This is a genomic window from Streptomyces djakartensis (assembly GCF_014651075.1).
Classification (GTDB): domain Bacteria; phylum Actinomycetota; class Actinomycetes; order Streptomycetales; family Streptomycetaceae; genus Streptomyces; species Streptomyces djakartensis.
In genome coordinates, this window is the sequence record NZ_BMWE01000033.1 from 15,671 (window position 1) to 33,168 (window position 17,498).

At 71.5% G+C, this 17,498-nt stretch carries 10 protein-coding genes; 2 read left to right on the forward strand and 8 right to left on the reverse strand.

Annotated features, from left to right (window positions below; genetic code table 11):
- Positions 1-15 precede the first annotated feature (15 nt).
- Positions 16-2,058 carry a glycoside hydrolase family 31 protein gene (locus IE212_RS32770; protein WP_190201629.1) on the forward strand — a complete coding sequence of 681 codons (2,043 nt, stop codon included), beginning with the start codon at positions 16-18 and terminating at the stop codon, positions 2,056-2,058.
- 65 nt (positions 2,059-2,123) lie between these two features.
- Here the strand turns inward: IE212_RS32770 and IE212_RS32775 are convergent, their stop codons facing one another.
- The 6 genes from IE212_RS32775 to IE212_RS32800 all read right to left on the reverse strand — a co-directional run bounded on the left by IE212_RS32775 (position 2,124) and on the right by IE212_RS32800 (position 10,909).
- Positions 2,124-2,837 (reverse strand): glycoside hydrolase family 12 protein, encoded by a 714-nt coding sequence (locus IE212_RS32775; protein WP_190201630.1) that lies wholly within the window; start codon positions 2,835-2,837, stop codon positions 2,124-2,126.
- A gap of 123 nt (positions 2,838-2,960) precedes the next feature.
- Positions 2,961-4,928, reverse strand: coding sequence for a beta-galactosidase (locus IE212_RS32780; RefSeq protein WP_190201631.1), 1,968 nt, complete (start codon positions 4,926-4,928; stop codon positions 2,961-2,963).
- On the reverse strand, positions 4,928-7,117 hold the full coding sequence (locus IE212_RS32785; RefSeq protein ID WP_190201632.1) for a sialidase family protein: 2,190 nt from the start codon (positions 7,115-7,117) through the stop codon (positions 4,928-4,930). The genes IE212_RS32780 and IE212_RS32785 overlap by 1 nt, the downstream gene beginning before the upstream one ends.
- 112 nt (positions 7,118-7,229) lie before the next feature.
- A complete protein-coding gene (locus tag IE212_RS32790; RefSeq protein WP_190201633.1) occupies positions 7,230-8,165 on the reverse strand; it encodes a carbohydrate ABC transporter permease in 936 nt (311 codons plus the stop codon).
- Positions 8,162-9,196, reverse strand: coding sequence for an ABC transporter permease (locus tag IE212_RS32795; RefSeq protein WP_190201634.1), 1,035 nt, complete (start codon positions 9,194-9,196; stop codon positions 8,162-8,164). Before IE212_RS32795 ends, IE212_RS32790 begins: the two co-directional genes overlap by 4 nt.
- A 27-nt stretch (positions 9,197-9,223) precedes the next feature.
- Complete coding sequence (locus IE212_RS32800) at positions 9,224-10,909, reverse strand: extracellular solute-binding protein (protein WP_190201635.1); 1,686 nt, start codon at positions 10,907-10,909, stop codon at positions 9,224-9,226.
- Positions 10,910-11,248: 339 nt separating this feature from the next.
- On the opposite strand from IE212_RS32800, the gene IE212_RS32805 reads away from it, so the two are divergent.
- On the forward strand, positions 11,249-14,086 hold the full coding sequence (locus IE212_RS32805) for a glycoside hydrolase family 3 C-terminal domain-containing protein (RefSeq protein ID WP_190201636.1): 2,838 nt from the start codon (positions 11,249-11,251) through the stop codon (positions 14,084-14,086).
- Positions 14,087-14,184: 98 nt separating this feature from the next.
- Here IE212_RS32805 and IE212_RS32810 read toward each other — a convergent pair whose 3' ends face one another.
- Both IE212_RS32810 and IE212_RS32815 read right to left on the reverse strand, forming a co-directional pair.
- On the reverse strand, positions 14,185-15,630 hold the full coding sequence (locus IE212_RS32810; protein ID WP_190201637.1) for an aldehyde dehydrogenase family protein: 1,446 nt from the start codon (positions 15,628-15,630) through the stop codon (positions 14,185-14,187).
- Between the two features lie 122 nt (positions 15,631-15,752).
- On the reverse strand, positions 15,753-17,426 hold the full coding sequence (locus IE212_RS32815) for a PucR family transcriptional regulator (protein ID WP_190201638.1): 1,674 nt from the start codon (positions 17,424-17,426) through the stop codon (positions 15,753-15,755).
- Positions 17,427-17,498: the final 72 nt, after the last annotated feature.

Genomic DNA, 17,498 nt, shown 5'->3' on the forward strand with positions numbered 1-17,498 from the left:
AGCACAGGAGCACGCGTGAACCAGCCTGCTGAAACCCAGCCCCAGGTGAGCCTGGCGCAGTCCTCCCCCACCGTCGGCACCTTCCGTGAGCGGGACGGCGCGCTGGAGTGGAGCGGCCGACAGGAGACGGTACGGATCGAGCCGTGGGGTCCGGACGCGGTCCGGGTGCGCGCCCGGCTCGGTGGCCCGGTGCTCGACGGGCTCCCGGGCGCGCTCCTGGAGGAGGCTCCCGCCACACCGTCCACCGTGAAGATCGAGGACGGGCGCGGCCGGCTGACCGTCGGCGCGCTCACCGTCGAGGTGAACGCCGAGGGCCTGGTCCGCTTCCTGCGGACGGACGACTCGGCCGAACTGCTCGCCGAGGACCGCGCCCACTTCTGGTGGCCCGGCTCCCGCCTCTACACGGCCGTCGGCAACGGACACCACCGCCTGGAGCAGCGCTTCGCCGCGTACGACGACGAGAAGCTGTTCGGCCTGGGCCAGCACCAGCACGGGCGCCTCGACCAGAAGGGCCTGGTCCTGGACCTGGTCCAGCGCAACGCCGAGGTCGGCATCCCGGTGCTGACCTCCAGCCGCGGCTACACCCTGCTGTGGAACAACCCGGCGATCGGCCGCGTGGAGCTGGCGCACAACGGCACCCGGTGGGTCGCCGACTCGGCCCGGCAGATCGACTACTGGATCACGGCGGGCGACCCGGCCGCCGCCCAGCGCCGCTACAGCGCGGTGACCGGCCGCACCCCGATGCTGCCGGAGTGGGCGGCGGGTTTCTGGCAGTGCAAGCTGCGTTACCGCACCCAGGACGAGCTCATGGAGGTGGCCCGGGAGTACAAGCGGCGGGGCCTGCCCATCTCGGCGATCGTGTGCGACTTCTTCCACTGGACGCACCTCGGGGAGTGGAAGTTCGACCCGGCGGAGTGGCCTGACCCGGCGGCGATGGTGCGGGAGCTGGGCGAGCTCGGCATCAAGCTGGTGGTCAGCGTCTGGCCTTCGGTCTCGCCCCTGTCCGAGAACCACCCGGTCATGGAGCAGCGCGGCTGGTTCATCGGCACCCAGTACGGGCCGCTGGCGCACGCCGACTGGCCTGACAAGCAGGTCGCGTCCACGGTCCAGGTGGCCTTCTACGACGCCACCAACCCGGAGGCACGTGAGTTCGTGTGGTCGAGGGTGAAGGAGAACTACCTCGACCCGTACGGCATCACGGCGTTCTGGCTGGACGCCTGCGAGCCGGAGCTGAAGCCGGGCTTCCAGGAGAACCTGCGGTACTGGGCGGGCCCGGGCCTGGAGGTCGGCAACATCTACCCGGCCGAGAACGCCCGCACCTTCTACGAGGGCCTGGTCGCCGCCGGCGAGGAGGAGGTGGTCAGCCTCAACCGCTCGGCGTGGGCGGGCAGCCAGCGCTACGGCGCCGCCCTGTGGTCCGGTGACATCGGCACGGACTTCCCGACCCTGCGCCGGCAGATCGCGGCCGGGCTCAACACCGCCCTGTCGGGCATCCCGTGGTGGAACACCGACATCGGCGGCTTCCACGGCGGCGACCCGGACGACCCCGCGTACCGGGAGGTGATGGTCCGCTGGTTCCAGTTCGGCGCGCTGTCCCCGCTGATGCGGCTGCACGGCTTCCGGGATCCCGGGATGCCGCTGGGGCCGCAGATGACCGGCGGCCCGAACGAGGTGTGGTCCTACGGCGAGGAGGCCGGGGCCGTCCTGGAGAAGTACCTGCGGCTGCGCGAGCGGCTCAAGCCGTACGTCCTGGACGTCATGCGCGCGGCCCACGAGGAGGGCCTGCCGGTGATGCGGCCGCTGTTCCTGGAGTTCCCGGACGACCAGGCGGCCTGGTCGGTCGACGACTCCTACCTGTTCGGCCCGGACCTGCTGGTCGCCCCGGTGCTGACGGCCGGCGCCACCGCGCGTACGGCGTATCTGCCGGCGGGGGCCTCCTGGACGGACGCCTGGACGGGTGAGACGTACGAGGGCGGCCGGGCCGTGACGGTCGACGCCCCGCTGGACCGGATCCCGCTGTTCCTGCGGGACGGGGCGCGGCTGCCGGTAGCGGAGTAGCCGCGCGGTGGGGCGGCCGGACCGAGCGGGCTCCGGCCGCCCCCGCGAACTCGGCTGCTTCCAGGTCAGCTGCTGCTGACCGTCAGGTTGTTGGTGGTGAAATTAAGGCCGCCGGACGACGAGGTGATCTCGTAGCCGAACTGCACGTCACCGATGGTCTCGTTGCCCATCCAGCGCTTGGTGTCCTTGATCCACTTCAGGATCGGCAGGATGCTGACACTGCCGGAGCTGGAGTCGGAGGTCCGCAGGAACGAGAAGACCTCGTTGTGGCCGTTGCTGCCCTTGTAGACGTTCCAGGTGTGGCCGCCGAGGGTGACGCTGCCCTGGGGGGTGCCGAGCGGTCCGACGGCGCCGTTGTGGTTGACCCAGAGCATGATCTCGTAGTCGTGGTCGGTGTCCCAGATGTCGTACGACGTGTTGTACGCGCCGGACGACGGGACCGTGACGTTGTAGTTGCTGGTCAGCGAGGAGAGGGAGGTGATCGTCTTGTTGATCACCTTCTTGGAGTCGGGGTAGGACTTGATGCCGCCGGTGTCGGGGTGGTCGGCCCAGACGCCCCAGTTGGTGCCGGAGTTGGCCCAGACGCACTGGCTGCCGGCCCCGGAGCCCCAGATGTTGTTGTAGAGCGTGTAGCCGTTCAGGCTGGTGTTGCCCCACTGGTCGCAGGAGTTCCAGACGGCGGCGGAGGCAGGGGCCGAGGCGAGACCGACGGTGGCGCCGAGTGCCAGCGCGGGGGCGAGCAGGGCCTTCATGACCCTGCTCAGGGGGCGTGATGCCATGGTGGTCCTTCCATGGGTGGGGGGATGGGGGGCTGTCACGTCCTCAGGGTGAGGACGCGCTCTTCTCCGGCGACCAGGTGGAGGGATCGTGAGCCGGAGGAAGCAGACGTGGTGCCGAACGGGTCATGGCCGCAGCACCGCCGTCCCGTGGCGGCCGAGGGTGACCCGGTCCGTGACGGTGTCCCCCGTGAGCAGGTCGTGGTGGGTGCCGGGCACCTCGACGGTCACCGGCTCGCGGCCGTGGTTGAGCACGAACAGCAACTCGCCGCGGCGTACCGCCTCGACCTGCTCGGGGAGGCCGTCGAGCACCGGCCGGACGCCCGCGCCGCCGGCGATCCGGGCCAGCAGGTCGCGCAGCGCCGCGGGCTCCGGGAGCGTGGAGACGTACCAGGCCCGGCCCTTGCGCAGGATCGCGGGCAGTCCGTCGAGCTCACCGCCCTGGTACGCGACGGTCTCCTCGGCGGTGCCGTCGGGCTCCAGCTCCTCGGACCACAGGGTGCCGTGCAGGCCCTCGCAGGCGACGCTCTCCCCCGCGTCCAGCGGCCACCACTCGTGCAGGGTGCGGATGCCGAACAGCTCGCGCAGCCGGGCGTCCATGCCGCCGGGCCGCACCCGGTCGTGCTCGTCGGCGACGCCGGTCTGGAATCCGCAGACGAGGGTGCCGCCCTGCCGCACGCAGGCGATGAGGTTGTCGACGGCCGCGTCGGTGAGCGCGTACAACTGCGGCACGACGACCAGGCGGTACGACGTCAGGTCGTGCTCGGGGTGGGCGAAGTCGGTGGTGAGGTGCGCCTGCCACAGGGCCCGGTGCCAGGCACGCAGCACGTCCGGGTAGTCCACCCGGCTGGAGAGGCGGCCGTCCTGGGCGCCGGCCCACCAGGAGTGCCAGTCGTGCAGGACGGCGATGTCCGCGGTGAGGTGCCGGCCGGTCACCTCCGGCGCGATCCGGGCCAGCTCCGCGCCGAGCCGCTTGACCTCCTGGAAGGTGCGGCCCTGTTCCCCCGCGTGGCTGACCATGCCGGAGTGGAACTTCTCCGCGCCCTGCCGGGACTGCCGCCACTGGAAGTAGCAGACGGCGTCGGCGCCCCGGGCCACGGCCTGGAGGGACCAGAGCCGGTTGAGGCCGCGCGGCTTGGGGTGGTTCACGCCCCGCCAGTTGACCGGCCCGGCCGCCTGTTCCATGAGCATCCACGGCCCGCGGGCCTGGGAGCGGGTCATGTCCTGGACGAGGGCGCCGTTCTGCGCGCCGAGCGGGTCACGCGGGTCCGGGTAGAGGTCGACGGAGACGACGTCCTCCTCCTCCGCCCAGCGCCAGGCGTCCTGCCCGGACCACAGCGGCATGAAGTTGCTGGTGACCGGAAGGTGCGGGGTGTGCCGCCGGACGATGTCCCGTTCGGCGGTGTAGCACTCCAGGAGCATGTCGGAGGTGAAGCGCCGGAAGTCCAGCATCTGAGCGGGGTTGCGCATGTAGTGGGGCAGGCGGGGCGGCAGGATGCCGTCCCAGGTGTCGTAGCCCTGGCTCCAGAAGGCGGTGCCCCAGGCCTCGTTGAGCGCGTCGAGCGTGCCGTACCTCTCGCGCAGCCAGCGGCGGAAGGCGGCCGCGGCCTGGTCGCCGTGGTCGACGGTGCAGTACTCGTTGTTGATGTGCCACATCGTCAGGGCCGGGTGGCCGCCGTAGCGGGCGGCCAGGTCCTCGGTGATGGCGGCGGCGTAGCGCCGGTAGGTGGCGCTGGAGTGGGAGAAGTGCTGGCGGCCGCCCCACCACTCGGTGCGGCCGTCCTCGGTGACGGGCAGGGTGTCGGGGTGCAGCCGGCCCATCCAGGGCGGGGGCGAGGAGGTGGGCGTGGCGAGGACGACGCCGATGCCGCCCGCGTGCATCAGGTCCATCAGCGTGTCCAGCCAGCCGAACTCGCGTGCCCCGGGCTCCGGTTCCAGCTTCGACCAGGAGAACACCCCGAGGGTGACCGAGTTGACGCCGGCGTCCTTCATCAGCCGGACGTCCTCGTGCCAGGTCTCCTGTGGCCACTGCTCCGGGTTGTAGTCGCCGCCGAAGAGGATGCGGCCCCGGGTCGCGTCACTCAGGGCGGGCATCAGGCGGGGTCCCCGTACTGCACTCCGCGGCCGTTGGTGCCGATGTAGACCCGGCCGTACACGCGCGGGTCGCCGGTGACGCAGGCGCCGATCCAGCCCCACTGGTGCTGGTCGTCGTTGATCCGCGTCCAGGTCTTCGCCTCGTCGTCGGAGCGGTACACGGCGGTGATGCCGTCGGTCGAGCCGACCATGTAGACCGCCGGGTAGGAGGCGCCCTCGGCGGCCTTGCCGAAGCCGAGCGTGTAGGAGGCCCAGCAGCTCACGGCCTTGGTGAAGCTCGCTCCGCCGTCGGTCGACCGGTACAGCCCGTTCCACTTCAGGCTGAGCCACAGGTCGCCAAAGCGCCCGGGCGCCGCGGCCAGCTGGAACTCGCTGTCGCCCGAAGCGAGGCCGGAGGCCCGCGCGGTGAAGGTGCGGCCTGCGTCGGTGCTGGCGTGCAGGGTGCCGGTCGTGGTGTCGAAGGCGTAGAAGCGGGCCGGGTCCACGGGGTCCGCCAGCGGGGCGGCCCCCTTCGGGAAGGAGGCGACCTCGGACCAGGTGGCGCCGTTGTCCGCGGAGCGGTAGGCCGGGTTGGCCGTTCCGAAGGACCACAGCAGCACGCTGCCGTCGGCGTTGGTGGCGATCGGCCCCGGCGCGGACCTGGCCACGTCCGGCTGGGCCGTGAAGGGAGCCCAGGTCCTGCCGCCGTCGTCCGACCAGGCGCCGTTGCCGTTGTCGCCCCAGCCGGCCCGGACGACGTACGACGGCTTGCCCGCGGCCAGTGAGAGTCCCGTCGCCGTGCTGAACACCGGGTTCGACGCCATGCCGCGCGACGGGGAGGCGGTGAGCCGCTCGTGGTACATGACGCCGATGTCCCCGGACCCGCTGATCAGGTGCGCCTCCCCGGTGGGAGGTGAGACGAGCTGGCGTACGGACGCCTCCTCCAGGCCGCGGATCTCCGGCGCCCAGTGCCTGAGGTCGCGCGTGCCGTAGAGGGTCGCGCCGGTGCCGTAGACGACGTGCCGCGAGTCGTAGGGGTCGAGGGCGACGGCCTGGATCCACCAGCCGAACTTGGGCTTGTCTGCACCCCACTTGAGGTAGGGCGTCTCCGAGACGTCGAAGACGGCCTTGTCCTTCAGGGACGTCCAGGTGCGGCCGCCGTCGGTGGAGCGGTACACGGTGTCGACCATCGCCCAGCGGTTGTTGGTGGAGACGACGAGGGTGCCGGGGCGGCGGGCGTCGACGGCGACACCGCCGTAGCCGAAGGAGTCGGTCCCGCCGTCGCTCGTCGCCCCGCCGGGCTTCACCGGGGTGACCTCGGTCCACTTCCCGTTGACGGTGCGCAGCTTGTGCACGCTGCCGTCCGACTGGCCGTTGGGGCCGGGGGCGTCGGCGTACGTCACGTACAGCTCGCGGGTGTGCCGGTCGTACGCGGCGCGGATCGGCACCTTGGCCGCGGGGCCGGTGGGCTGCCCGGGGACGGCTTCCCACGTGGTGCCGTCGGCGGTTCTGTAGAGGTTCGCGGAGGTGCCGTCGGAGTCGCCCCAGCCGGCGTACACGGTACGGCCGGCCGCGACCAGGAGGGTGATGCCCTGGCCGGTGGCGCCCGGGGTGGCCGGGAAGCTCACGGCCTTCCAGGTGACGCCCCGGTCGGCCGACTTGAGCAGCCCGTCGTGCCGGGTGCCGAGCCACAGCGTGTCACTGTCCCCGGGGTCGACGAGCAGCCGCTCACCGCAGCCGCGCCCGTCCTCGTTGGCACCGAGCTTCACGCCGAGGTCGGTTCTCTGCCAGGTCGCTCCCCGGTTCTCGGACCGCAGCACGGCCCCGTTGCCGGCCCAGGACTGCGTGTACGTACCGAGGGCGAGGTACAGCCGGTTCGGATGCGCCGGGTCGACGGCCATGGCCTCCACGCCGAGCAGGTTCCAGTCGTCCCAGCCGATGTGGTCGGTGAGCGGGACCCACCGTTGGGTCCGGTCGTCCCAGCGGTAGGCGCCGCCGATGTCGGTGCGGGCGTAGGCGAGGCCGCGGACGGCGGGGTGGAAGAGGACGCCGGTGATGAACCCGGTGCCGCCCTGGACGGCGTTGCGCCAGCGGTAGCCGCTCCCCGCCGGGCCGGCAGCGGCCCGCGCACGTCCCTGGACCGCCGGAAGGGCAGCGACGGCAGCGGTCCCGGCCAGCACCGAACGTCTGCTGAGGTGAAACGCGCGCATGACATACCTCGCTTGTCGCGAATGGGGGAAGTTGAGGGCACCTGGGGGCGCGGGGAACTGCGCGAGCAACCACAACGAAGCCGCGGCCGACCGACGACGGACAGCCCTACGGTCAGCCCTTGACGGCCCCCGTGAGCATGCCCTTCTTGAAGTGCTTCTGGACGAACGGCGACAGCACGGCGACCGGCAGCAGCGCCATCACCATGACCGCCATCTGGACCGCCAGTCCCGACAGCTGCCCGGTCTTGATGTCCTGGCCCAGCCCCACCGGCGCTTCCTGCTTCTGCACGAGCTGGATCATGACGTTCTGCAACGGCATCATGTCCTGGTCGTTCAGGTAGAGCGAGGCGTTGAACCAGGCGCTCCAGTACCCGACGGCGTAGAACAGCGTGATCACCGCGAGGACCGCCCGTGACAGCGGCATGACGATCTGCCAGAGGATCCGGAGGTCCCCGGCACCGTCGATGCGCGCGCTGTCGATGAGTTCCTGCGAGATCTCCATGAAGAAGCCCCGCAGCACCAGGATGTTGAAGACGCTGATCGCGCTCGGCAGGATCAGCGCGAGATAGCTGTCCGTCAGGCCGAGGGACTGCACGAGCAGGTAGGTGGGGATGAGGCCGGCGCTGAAGAACATGGTCGCCAGCAGCGTCATCAGGATCCACCGGTGGCCGAGGGACCCGCTGCGGGAGAGGCCGTAGGCACACAGGACGGACACCGCCATGGAGAACAGCGTGCCGACCAGGGTGACGAGGATGCTGATGATCGCGGCGCGGGTGACCTGGCCGCCGCTGAGCAGTTCCCGGTACGCGATGAAGGTGATGCCCTTCGGCACCAGCACCAGGCCGCCCACCTCGTCGATGGTCTTCCGCGAGGAGAGGCTGGTGACGACCACGATCCACAACGGGATGAGGATCGCCAGGCAGGCGAGGGTCAGGGCGATGGCCTTGCCCGCGAGGCCGGCCCGGGAGGGCTCCTCCTCCCACGCGGGGCGGGGCGGGGCAGCCCACGGGCGCGGCTCGTCCGCCGGTTTCCCGATGACGACGGTCACTTCTTGTACACCCCCTGCTCGCCCATGAGATGGGCCACCTTGTTCGCGGCGAGAACCAGGCCGATGCTGACCACGCCCTTGATGAGACCGGCGGCGGCCGCGTAGCCGAAGTCCTGGTTGCGCACGCCGTTCCACCACACGAAGGTGTCGAGGACCTCTCCCGCGCCCGGTCCGACGGCGTCGCGTTGCAGCAGGATCTGCTCGAACCCGACCGTCAGGGCGTCGCCGACGCGCAGCACGAGCAGGAGCGCGATCACCGGGCGCAGGGCGGGCAGCGTCACGTGCCACATGCGGCGCCGGCGTCCGGCGCCGTCCATCGCGGCGGCCTCGTACAGGTCCGGGCTGACCGAGGCAAGGGCGGCGAGGAAGACGATGATCCCCCACCCGGCGTCCTTCCACACGCTCTGCGCGGTGAGCAGGAAGGGGAAGGTGTCCGGGTTGGTCATGATGTCGATGCCGTCGTACCCGTTCTGCCGCAGCAGTTGGGAGAGCATCCCGGCCCCGCCGAACATCTGCTGGAAGACGGCGATGACCAGCACCCACGAGAAGAAGTGCGGCAGGTAGAGCACCGCCTGCGCGACGGCCCGCACGCGGGGCCGGACCACGCTGTTGATGAGCAGCGCGAGCAGGATCGGGATCGGGAAGAACAGCAGGAGCTGGACGAAGAACAGCACCAGCGTGTTCTCGACGGCGTTCCAGAAGGCCGAGTCCTCGAAGATCCGCTGGAAGTTCTCCAGGCCCACGAAGGGGCTGTTCAGGATGGAGACGATGCCGTTGTCGCTGATGTAGGGGTCGTAGTCCTGGAAGGCGACGACGTTGCCGAGGATGGGCAGGTAGTTGAAGACCAGCACCAGCAGGACGGCCGGCAGTGTCATGAGGACCAGGACGCGATCGCGTCGGAATCTGTGCCGGAGGCTCAGCTTTCCCGCAGGCGGCTTCTCCCGGAATCCGGTGGCGTCCCCGGACGCCGTCGGGGTCTTCTCGGGCGTTTCGGCCTCGGTGCTGCTCCGAGGCACCGTGCTGTGCGACACGGCTGTTCTCCTTGCCTCAGAGCCTGGTCAGCTCGCCGCCGAGCCGTTCTCGTCGAGAAGCTTCTGGTACCAGTCGCGCAGCTTGTCGCCGCCCTTGCTCTTCCAGTCGGCGACGGCCTGCTGCATGTCGCTGATCTTCTTGCGGCCGCGGACGATGTCGTCCTCGAGCTGCTCGAAGTCGTTGGAGAGATTGGTGTACCGGGCGGGCTCGGTGATCTGCATGCCCCAGAAGGAGGACCGCCTGGCGAAGGCGCCCATGCGCTGCTGCCACTCGACCTGCCCCTTGGCGACCTCGGGGAAGTCGGGGTGCGCGAGGGTCGCGGCGGGGCTCGCGACCATGGGGTAGGCGTTCATCACCTCGATGTTGCCCTGGTCGGTCTTGACGGGGACGCCGTCCTTGACGGTGTAGTGGGTGCCTTCGACGCCGTAGTTGGTCATCATGAACTCCTTGGTGCCGTACGGCGCCGCGGTGACGTTGGCGACGGCCAGCACGTCGCGGATGACCGACTCGGAGGCCTTCTTGTTGACGAAGGCGAAGATGCCGGCGGGCTGTTCGGCCCACAGGGTGGGGCTGCCGCCGTCGTGGCCCCAGATGTCCATGCCCCAGATCTTGAAGTCCGGGTTCTGAGTGGCCTGTTCAGCGGTGCGGCCCCACCACTGGGAGATGTTGTTGGGGTAGATCAGGAACTCGCCCGCCGCGAACTTGGGGCCCGGTTCGGGGGCGTTCTTGCCCATCTTGGAGTCGGGGTGGACGACCCCGGCGGCGAAGAGCTTGCGGGACCACTCCAGCGCCTCGAGGAACTCCTCGGTCTCGACGCGGTTGACGAGCTTTCCGTCGACGAGGTTCCAGCCGAGCGGCTTCTCCGATCCCGAGAGCACACCGAAGGCCTGGAAGGCGGTCCACTTCATGTCCAGGCAGGCCCACCGCTTGGCCCTGGCGTTGGTGATCTCCTTCGCCAGGGACATGAACTCGTCGCAGGACTTGGGGACTTCGTAGCCCTCCTTCTCGAAGATGTCCTGCCGGTACAGAGGCACCATGGAGGGGGCGGACGGCTGCGGCATCGGCAGGCCGCGCAGCTTGCCGCCGAAGATGGAGCGCTGCCAGGCGTCGGTCGGGATCGCCGCGAGGTTCGGGTACTCCTTGACCCTGTCCCCGGACAGGTAGGGACCGAGATCGGCGAACTTGCTGATGATGGCGCTGGGTATCTTGCCGCCCATGTTCCACCCGGGGACCACCACCACGTCGGGGACGTCGCTGGAGGCGAGGACCGCGCCGAGCTTCTGGTCGTAGGTGTTGCCGTCCTGGTTCTGCCAGACGACGTCGACGCCGATCAGGTCGTTCATCGCCCGGTAGTAGGCGTTGTTCTGCTTCGGCGGCGAGCCCCAGAACGGCGACATGATGGTGACCTTGCCGCCCTTGCCGAGCTTCTTGGCGACCGAGGTCTTGAGGGTGGCGAGGTCCAGCTTGCCGGTGAAGCCGATGGCCGAACCGTTCTTGGACGGGATGTCCGGCTTCACGATGGTGCGGGCCACGAACGCCGGCAGGATCTTCTTGGCGTCCTTGCCCGAGGTGGTGCCGTCGCGCGACCCGCCGTCCGACCCGCCGCAGGCGGAGAGCAGCGGCACTCCGCCGGCCACCGCCGCGGTGGCGACCGCCGTGGAGGCGAGGAACGATCTCCGGCTCGGTCCGGAGGAAGCGGCGTTCGGCGTCATTGCGTCAACCCTTCATGGCGCACCAGGACACCCGGCGCAGAGCCGTCGGCCGCGGTGTCTCGAGTGGAACTGGCTGAGCGGAAGCGAACCTTCGACCCGTACCGGGACTTCCGTAGTCGAAGCGCTTCGATGTTGCTGTGAGGTTAAGTGAACGCCACAGGGTGCACAAGGGTCGTCCCCAAACTTCTCCCCCGGCGCGAGGAGGGACCTTTCCGTATGCACCGCCTGAAGTAAGGGCGTCGGTGTCTTGACACCCGGCCGGGTGCCGAATCAGCATCGAAGCGCTTCGAAAGCACCTCGCCGATCCATGGCAGCCGATCCACCGCAAGGGATCCCCACGTGACCGCACACACGCCACCCACCGAACCGTTCCGCGATCCGCAGCTGCCGTTCGCGAGGCGCGTCGACGACGTGCTGGGGCGGCTCACCCTCGACGAGAAGATCTCCTTCCTGCACCAGTTCGTGCCCGCCGTCGAACGGCTCGCGATCGCCGCGTTCCGTACCGGCCAGGAGGCGCTGCACGGCGTCGCCTGGATGGGCCCCGCGACGGTGTTCCCGCAGGCCGTCGGCCTCGGAGCGACGTGGAACCCCGACCTCGTGCGGCGGGTCGGCGAGGCGGTGTCCAAGGAGATCCGGGCGATGCGCTCCCGGGACGACCGCGTCGGCCTCAACGTCTGGGCGCCGACGGTCAACCTGTTGCGCCACCCCCTGTGGGGCCGCAACGAGGAGGGCTACTCCGAGGACCCGAAGCTCACCTCGGCGATCGCCACCGCCTACACCCGCGGCCTGCGCGGCGACCACCCGGTCTACTGGCGCACCGCGCCCGTGCTGAAGCACTGGCTCGCCCACAACAACGAGACGGACCGGTCGACGACGTCGAGCTCGGTGCGTCCGCGGGTGCTGCACGAGTACGACCTGAGGGCCTTCCGCGAGACGGTCGAGGCGGGAGCGGTGGCCGGGGTGATGCCCGCGTACAACCTGGTCAACGGCCGCCCCAACCACGTCTCGCCGCACCTGCGCGAGCACTTGCGGGCCTGGACCGAGGAGGAGCTGCTCGTCTGCTCGGACGCAGGCGCGCCGAGCAACCTGGTCGACTGCGAGCACTACTTCGGCACCCATGAGGAGGCCACCGCGGCCGCGCTCAGGGCGGGCGTCGACAGCTTCACCGACCACGGCACGGACTCCACGCGGATCACCGGGCGCCTGCGCGGCGCCCTGGACCGGGGCCTGCTGAAGGAGGAGGACCTGGACACGGCCGTCCGGCGTCAGCTGTCGGTCCGCTTCCGGCTCGGCGAGTTCGACCCGGAGTACGACCCGCACGGCGCCACCGGCGAGTTCGACACCCCCGCGCACCGGGCCCTGGCACAGGAGGCCGCCGAGCAGGCGGTGGTGCTGCTGAAGAACGACGGGGTGCTGCCGCTCGCCCCGGACACCCGGGTCGCGGTGGTGGGGCTGCTCGCCGACGAGTGCAAGCTCGACTGGTACAGCGGCACCCTCATCCACCGCTCGACGCCGTTGGAGGGCCTGTACGAGCGGTTCGGCACGGAGCGGGTGGAGTTCGCGGAGGGCGTGGACCGGGTCCGCCTGAAGACCTCCGGGGGCGACTTCCTCCATGTGCCGGCGGCCGGGGACGCCGGCGGGCGGGTGCGCGGCGCCGAGGGCGCGCTCGACCCGGCGCTGCTCGCGGGCCGCACCGACCTGCCACCGGTCACCACCGACGTGGCCGGCACCGAGCTGGCGCTGGTCGACTGGGGTGAGGGCGTGCTGACCCTGCGCGCACCCGACGGCCGCTATCTGTCGGTCGCCGACGACGGCCGCGTCCGCGCTTCCGTCGACCAGCCGGGCGGCTGGGTCGTCCAGGAGACCTTCCGCCTGGAACCGCACGGGGACGGGCACCTCCTGAAGCACCTGGGAACGGGTCGCCATGTGTGTGTCTCCGCCGACGGCGTGAAGGTTGCCGACGAGGATCCCGAGGTGTTCGAACTGGTCGTCGCCGAGCGTGGCGAGCAGGCGGTGGCGCGGGCCGCCGCCGCGGCCGACGTGGTCGTGGTGGTCGCGGGCAACGACCCGCACATCAACGGCCGCGAGACCGAGGACCGTACGACGCTGCGGCTGCCGGAGCACCAGGAGCGGCTGCTGCGGGCGGCCCGGGCGGCCAATCCGGCCACCGTGCTGACGCTGGTCTGCGCCTACCCGTACGCGTTCGACCCGGCCGGCCTCCCGGCCGTGCTGTGGACCGCGCACGGCGGCCAGGCCGCCGGCACCGCCCTGGCCCGGGTGCTGGCCGGCGACGTCTCCCCCGCCGGGCGGCTCCCGCAGACCTGGTACGCCGACGACGCCGACCTGCCCGGCCTTCTCGACTACGACGTGATCGGCAGCCGCCAGACCTACCTCTACTTCGAGGGCACGCCCCTGTTCCCCTTCGGGCACGGCCTGTCGTACGCGTCGTTCTCGTACGGCGACCTGACGGCCCGGGCGGAGGAGGACACGCTGCACGTCTCCTTCTCCGTCACCAACACCGGCGATGTCACCGCCGACGAGGTCGCCCAGCTCTACACCCGGGCCGTCGACCCGTCCGTGCCCCGTCCGCGCCGCGAGCTGCTGGCCCACCGCCGCGTCACCCTCGCCCCGGGCGCGACGGCCGGCCTGAGCTTCGAGGTTCCGCTGCGCGCCTTCGCGTTCTGGGACGTGGCCCAGGACCGGTGGCGGGTGGAGCCGGGCGGGTATGAGCTGCTGGCCGGTGCCTCCTGCGAGGACGTCCGGCTGCGCACGACCGTCACGCTCGACGGTGAGCCCGCCGTGGCGCGCCCGGTCGTCGCGGGCGGCCTTACCTCGGCCCGCTTCGACGAGCAGAGCGGCATCGAGATCGTCGACCGCACGAAGGAGTGGGGCGACGCGGTGACGCCGGCGGACGGGAACCGGGGCGAACTGCTCTACCGCCGCTGCGACTTCGGGCACGGCGTCACCGGCGTGACGGTGGAGGTGGCCGGCGAGGGCTCGGTCGAGCTGTCCCTCGACGGCGGACCGGCTCTCGCGGTGCTGTCGCCCGCCGCGCCCACGTCCGGACCGTACGACTACACCTCGATCAGCGCGCCCGTCGTCGCCTCGGGCGTGCACGACGTGCGTCTCAGGCTGCGCGGCCCCCTGCGGCTCGCGCACGTCGGCTTCTCCGGTTGAGGGTCCGGAGCAGGCCGGCGCACAGAAGAGGCCCGGCACCGGAAGGCATCGGTGCCGGGCCTCTTCGTCAGACCCTACATGAAAATGGTTCCCATGTACTAGAGGGCGAGGCCCGTGAGGACCAGCACGCGCTCGTAGGTGTAGTCCTCCATCGCGAACCGCACGCCCTCGCGGCCCACACCGGACTGCTTGACGCCGCCGTAGGGCATCTGGTCGGCGCGGTAGGACGGCACGTCGCCGACGACCACGCCGCCGACCTCGAGCGCCCGGTGGGCCCGGAAGGCGGTCTGCAGGTCGTGGGTGAACACGCCCGCCTGGAGGCCGTACTTGGAGTCGTTGACGGCGGCGAAGGCCTCGGCCTCGCCGTCCGCCTTCTGCACGGTGAGGACCGGCCCGAAGACCTCCTCGCAGGAGAGGGTGACGTCGGCCGGCACATCAGTCAGGACGGTCGGCGCGTACGAGGCGCCGTCGCGCTTGCCGCCGGTGAGCAGCCGGGCACCGGCGTCGACCGCCTCCTGGACCCAGGTCTCGACGCGCTGGGCGGCCTCCTCGCTGACCAGCGGGCCGACGTCGGTGGCGTCGTCGCCCGGGTCTCCGGTGACCTGGGCCTCGACGGCGGCGACGATGCGCGGCAGCAGACGGTCGTACACGGAGGTGTCGGCGATGACCCGCTGGACGGAGATGCAGGACTGGCCGCCCTGGTAGTTGGAGAAGGTGGCGATGCGGTTCGCCGCCCGGTCCAGGTCCTCGTCGCTCGACCAGTCGGCGAGGACGACGGCCGCGCCGTTGCCGCCCAGCTCCAGGGTGCAGTGCTTGCGCGGCACCGAGTCCATGATCGCGTAGCCGACCTTCTCGGAGCCGGTGAAGGAGATGACGGGCAGTCGCTCGTCCCGCACGAGGGCGGGCATCCTGTCGTTGGCGACCGGCAGGATGCTCCAGGAACCCGCGGGCAGCTCGGTCTCGGCCAGCAGGTCGCCGATGATCAGGCCGGACAGCGGGGTCGCCGGGGCCGGCTTCAGGATGATCGGGGCACCGGCGGCGATGGCCGGGGCGACCTTGTGGGCGCAGAGGTTCAGCGGGAAGTTGAACGGCGCGATACCGAGGACGACGCCCTTCGGGAAGCGGCGGGTGAGGGCGAGCCGTCCCTGGCCGCCGAGGTCGGTGTCGAGGCGCTGGGCCTCGCCGCCGTTGAACCGCCGGGCCTCCTCGGCCGCGAACCGGAAGACGGAGACGGCCCGGCCGACCTCGCCGCGCGCCCACTTCATGGGCTTGCCGTTCTCGGCGGAGATCAGCCGCGCGATCTCCTCGGTGCGCTCGGCGAGGCGCTTGCTCACGTGGTCCAGGGCGGCGGCCCGGACGTGCGCCGGCGTCGCGGCGAACTCGTCCCGCACGGCGTACGCGGCGGCCACGGCCTCCTCGACCTGCGCGTCCGTCGGCACGCTCACCCGGCCGACGAGCCGCCCGTCCCAGGGGGAGGTGACGTCGAAGGTGTCCTCGCCGGTGGCCTGGCGGCCGGCGAGCCAGAAGGCGTGGGTGGAGGTCATGTTCGTTCCGGCCCTTCGGCGTTGGGGGTGATCGTGTGCTACGCGGTCAACGGTAGGCGCGGTATGGCCGAAGGTCGTTTGTCCAGGGCGTAGCAACAAGGGGCGGGGACACTACATTTTGTCTACTCGGGACTGGTCGCCTTGAGGGCCAGCCAGAGTTCCATCCGCGCGTCGGCGTCGTCCAGGGACCGGCCGAGGATCTCCTCGACGCGCCGCATGCGGTAGCGGAGCGTGTGGCGGTGCACGCCGAGATCGGCCGCGGCCGCGTCCCACTGGCCGTGCCGGGACAGCCAGGCCCGCAGGGAGGCGACGAGGTCGCCGCGGCCCGTGGCGTCGTGCTCGTACAGCGGCCGCAGCATTCCGTCGGCGAACGCCCGTACCGCGTCGTCCGCCAGCAGCGGCAGCACCGATCCGGCCGCCATCTGCTCGTGCTCCACGAGGACGCGCCCGCGCCGCCGCGCCACCGACAGCGCCTGCTCGGCCTGCTTGTATGCGGCTGACGCGGCGATGGGCCCGGCCGGTGCCGACAGGCCCACGACCAGTTCGTTCTCCTCACCACCCGGCACCTTCTCGCGCGCGCCCGCCCGGGCCGTCTCCAGGGCGGCCGCGTACTCCCCGCAGGCCGCCGCGGCGGCACCGCCGTCGGAGGCCAGCACCACCAGCCGCTCCCCCTCCGGCACCACGAGGACGGCCTCACCGGCCCGGGCCGCGGCGGACTCCATGACATCGGCGAGCGCCGCGAGCGGGTCCCCGCCGATGTCGGCCGCGGCCAGCGCGGCGGCCGTCGGCCGGTCGACGGCCGGGGCGCCCGGCCGGGCTTCGGCACGGGCCAGCGCGGCCGACGCCGACACCGGCACCCGCTCCGCGACCAGCATCCTGTACGGCGCGTCCAGCAGCCCGCCGTACAGGTCACCGGCGACCGCGCGCGCGTGGTCCGGCTCTCCGGCCAGCAGCATGCGCAGCACCGCCGCGCCGACCCGCTGCTCGGCCGCCTGGAGGGACCGGGAGCGTTCCGTGGTCAGGGTCAGCAGCGCGATGGCCGAGTGGACCGCGTAGCGCTCGGCGGTCCCGGGGGCGGCGGCGGTGCCCACGGCGAGGGCCGCCCGGGGGCGCCGGCCGGTGCCGACGGTGTGCAGCTCCACCCGGTCCTCGTTCTCCGGCCCGCCGACCACGGACGAGGCGGGCGCGGGCCGGTCCCGCAGCCGCTGTACGTCGCCGGTGAGCCGCGCGGCCCGCCGCCCCGCCCACTCCGGTGCCGCGGCGACGACCGCGCCGGAGGCGTCGTACAGCGCGGCCCATCCGTCGACCTGCGCGGCCAGCGCGGCCAGCAGCCCTTCCGGCCCGCCGGTCTGCGCCTGCCTGGTCAGCTCGCGCTGCGCGGCGAACCCCGCCGTGACGGCCCGGTACTGGTCGGCGGCGATCGCGGCGGACACGGCCTTGCTTATGGCCAGGAAGGGGGTGCGGCGCGGCACCTCCAGCAGCGGCAGGCCCTCCTCCTCGGCCGCGTCGACGAGCGCCTTGGGGATCTCCTCGTAGTTGAGGCCGACGGCGAAGCCGAGACCGACCACACCCGCCCCGACCAGCCGGCGGACGTAGCGGCGCATGGCCTCCGGGTCCTCGGCGTCCAGTTTGAGGGCGGTGACCAGCAGGAGTTCCCCGCCCTCCATGTAGGGGACGGGATCGGCGAGCTCGCTGACGTGCGCCCAGCGGACCGGGACGTCGAGGCGGTCTTCGCCCGCCCGCACGGTCAGTTTCAGCGCGGAGTGGTGGACGAGCGAGGCGAGCGTCGGGGGCATGAGGCCTTCATGTCTGCGTCAGGGCTGGGTGATGCCGTGTGAAGCCGTGTGATCTTTGTGTTCATTTGGCCG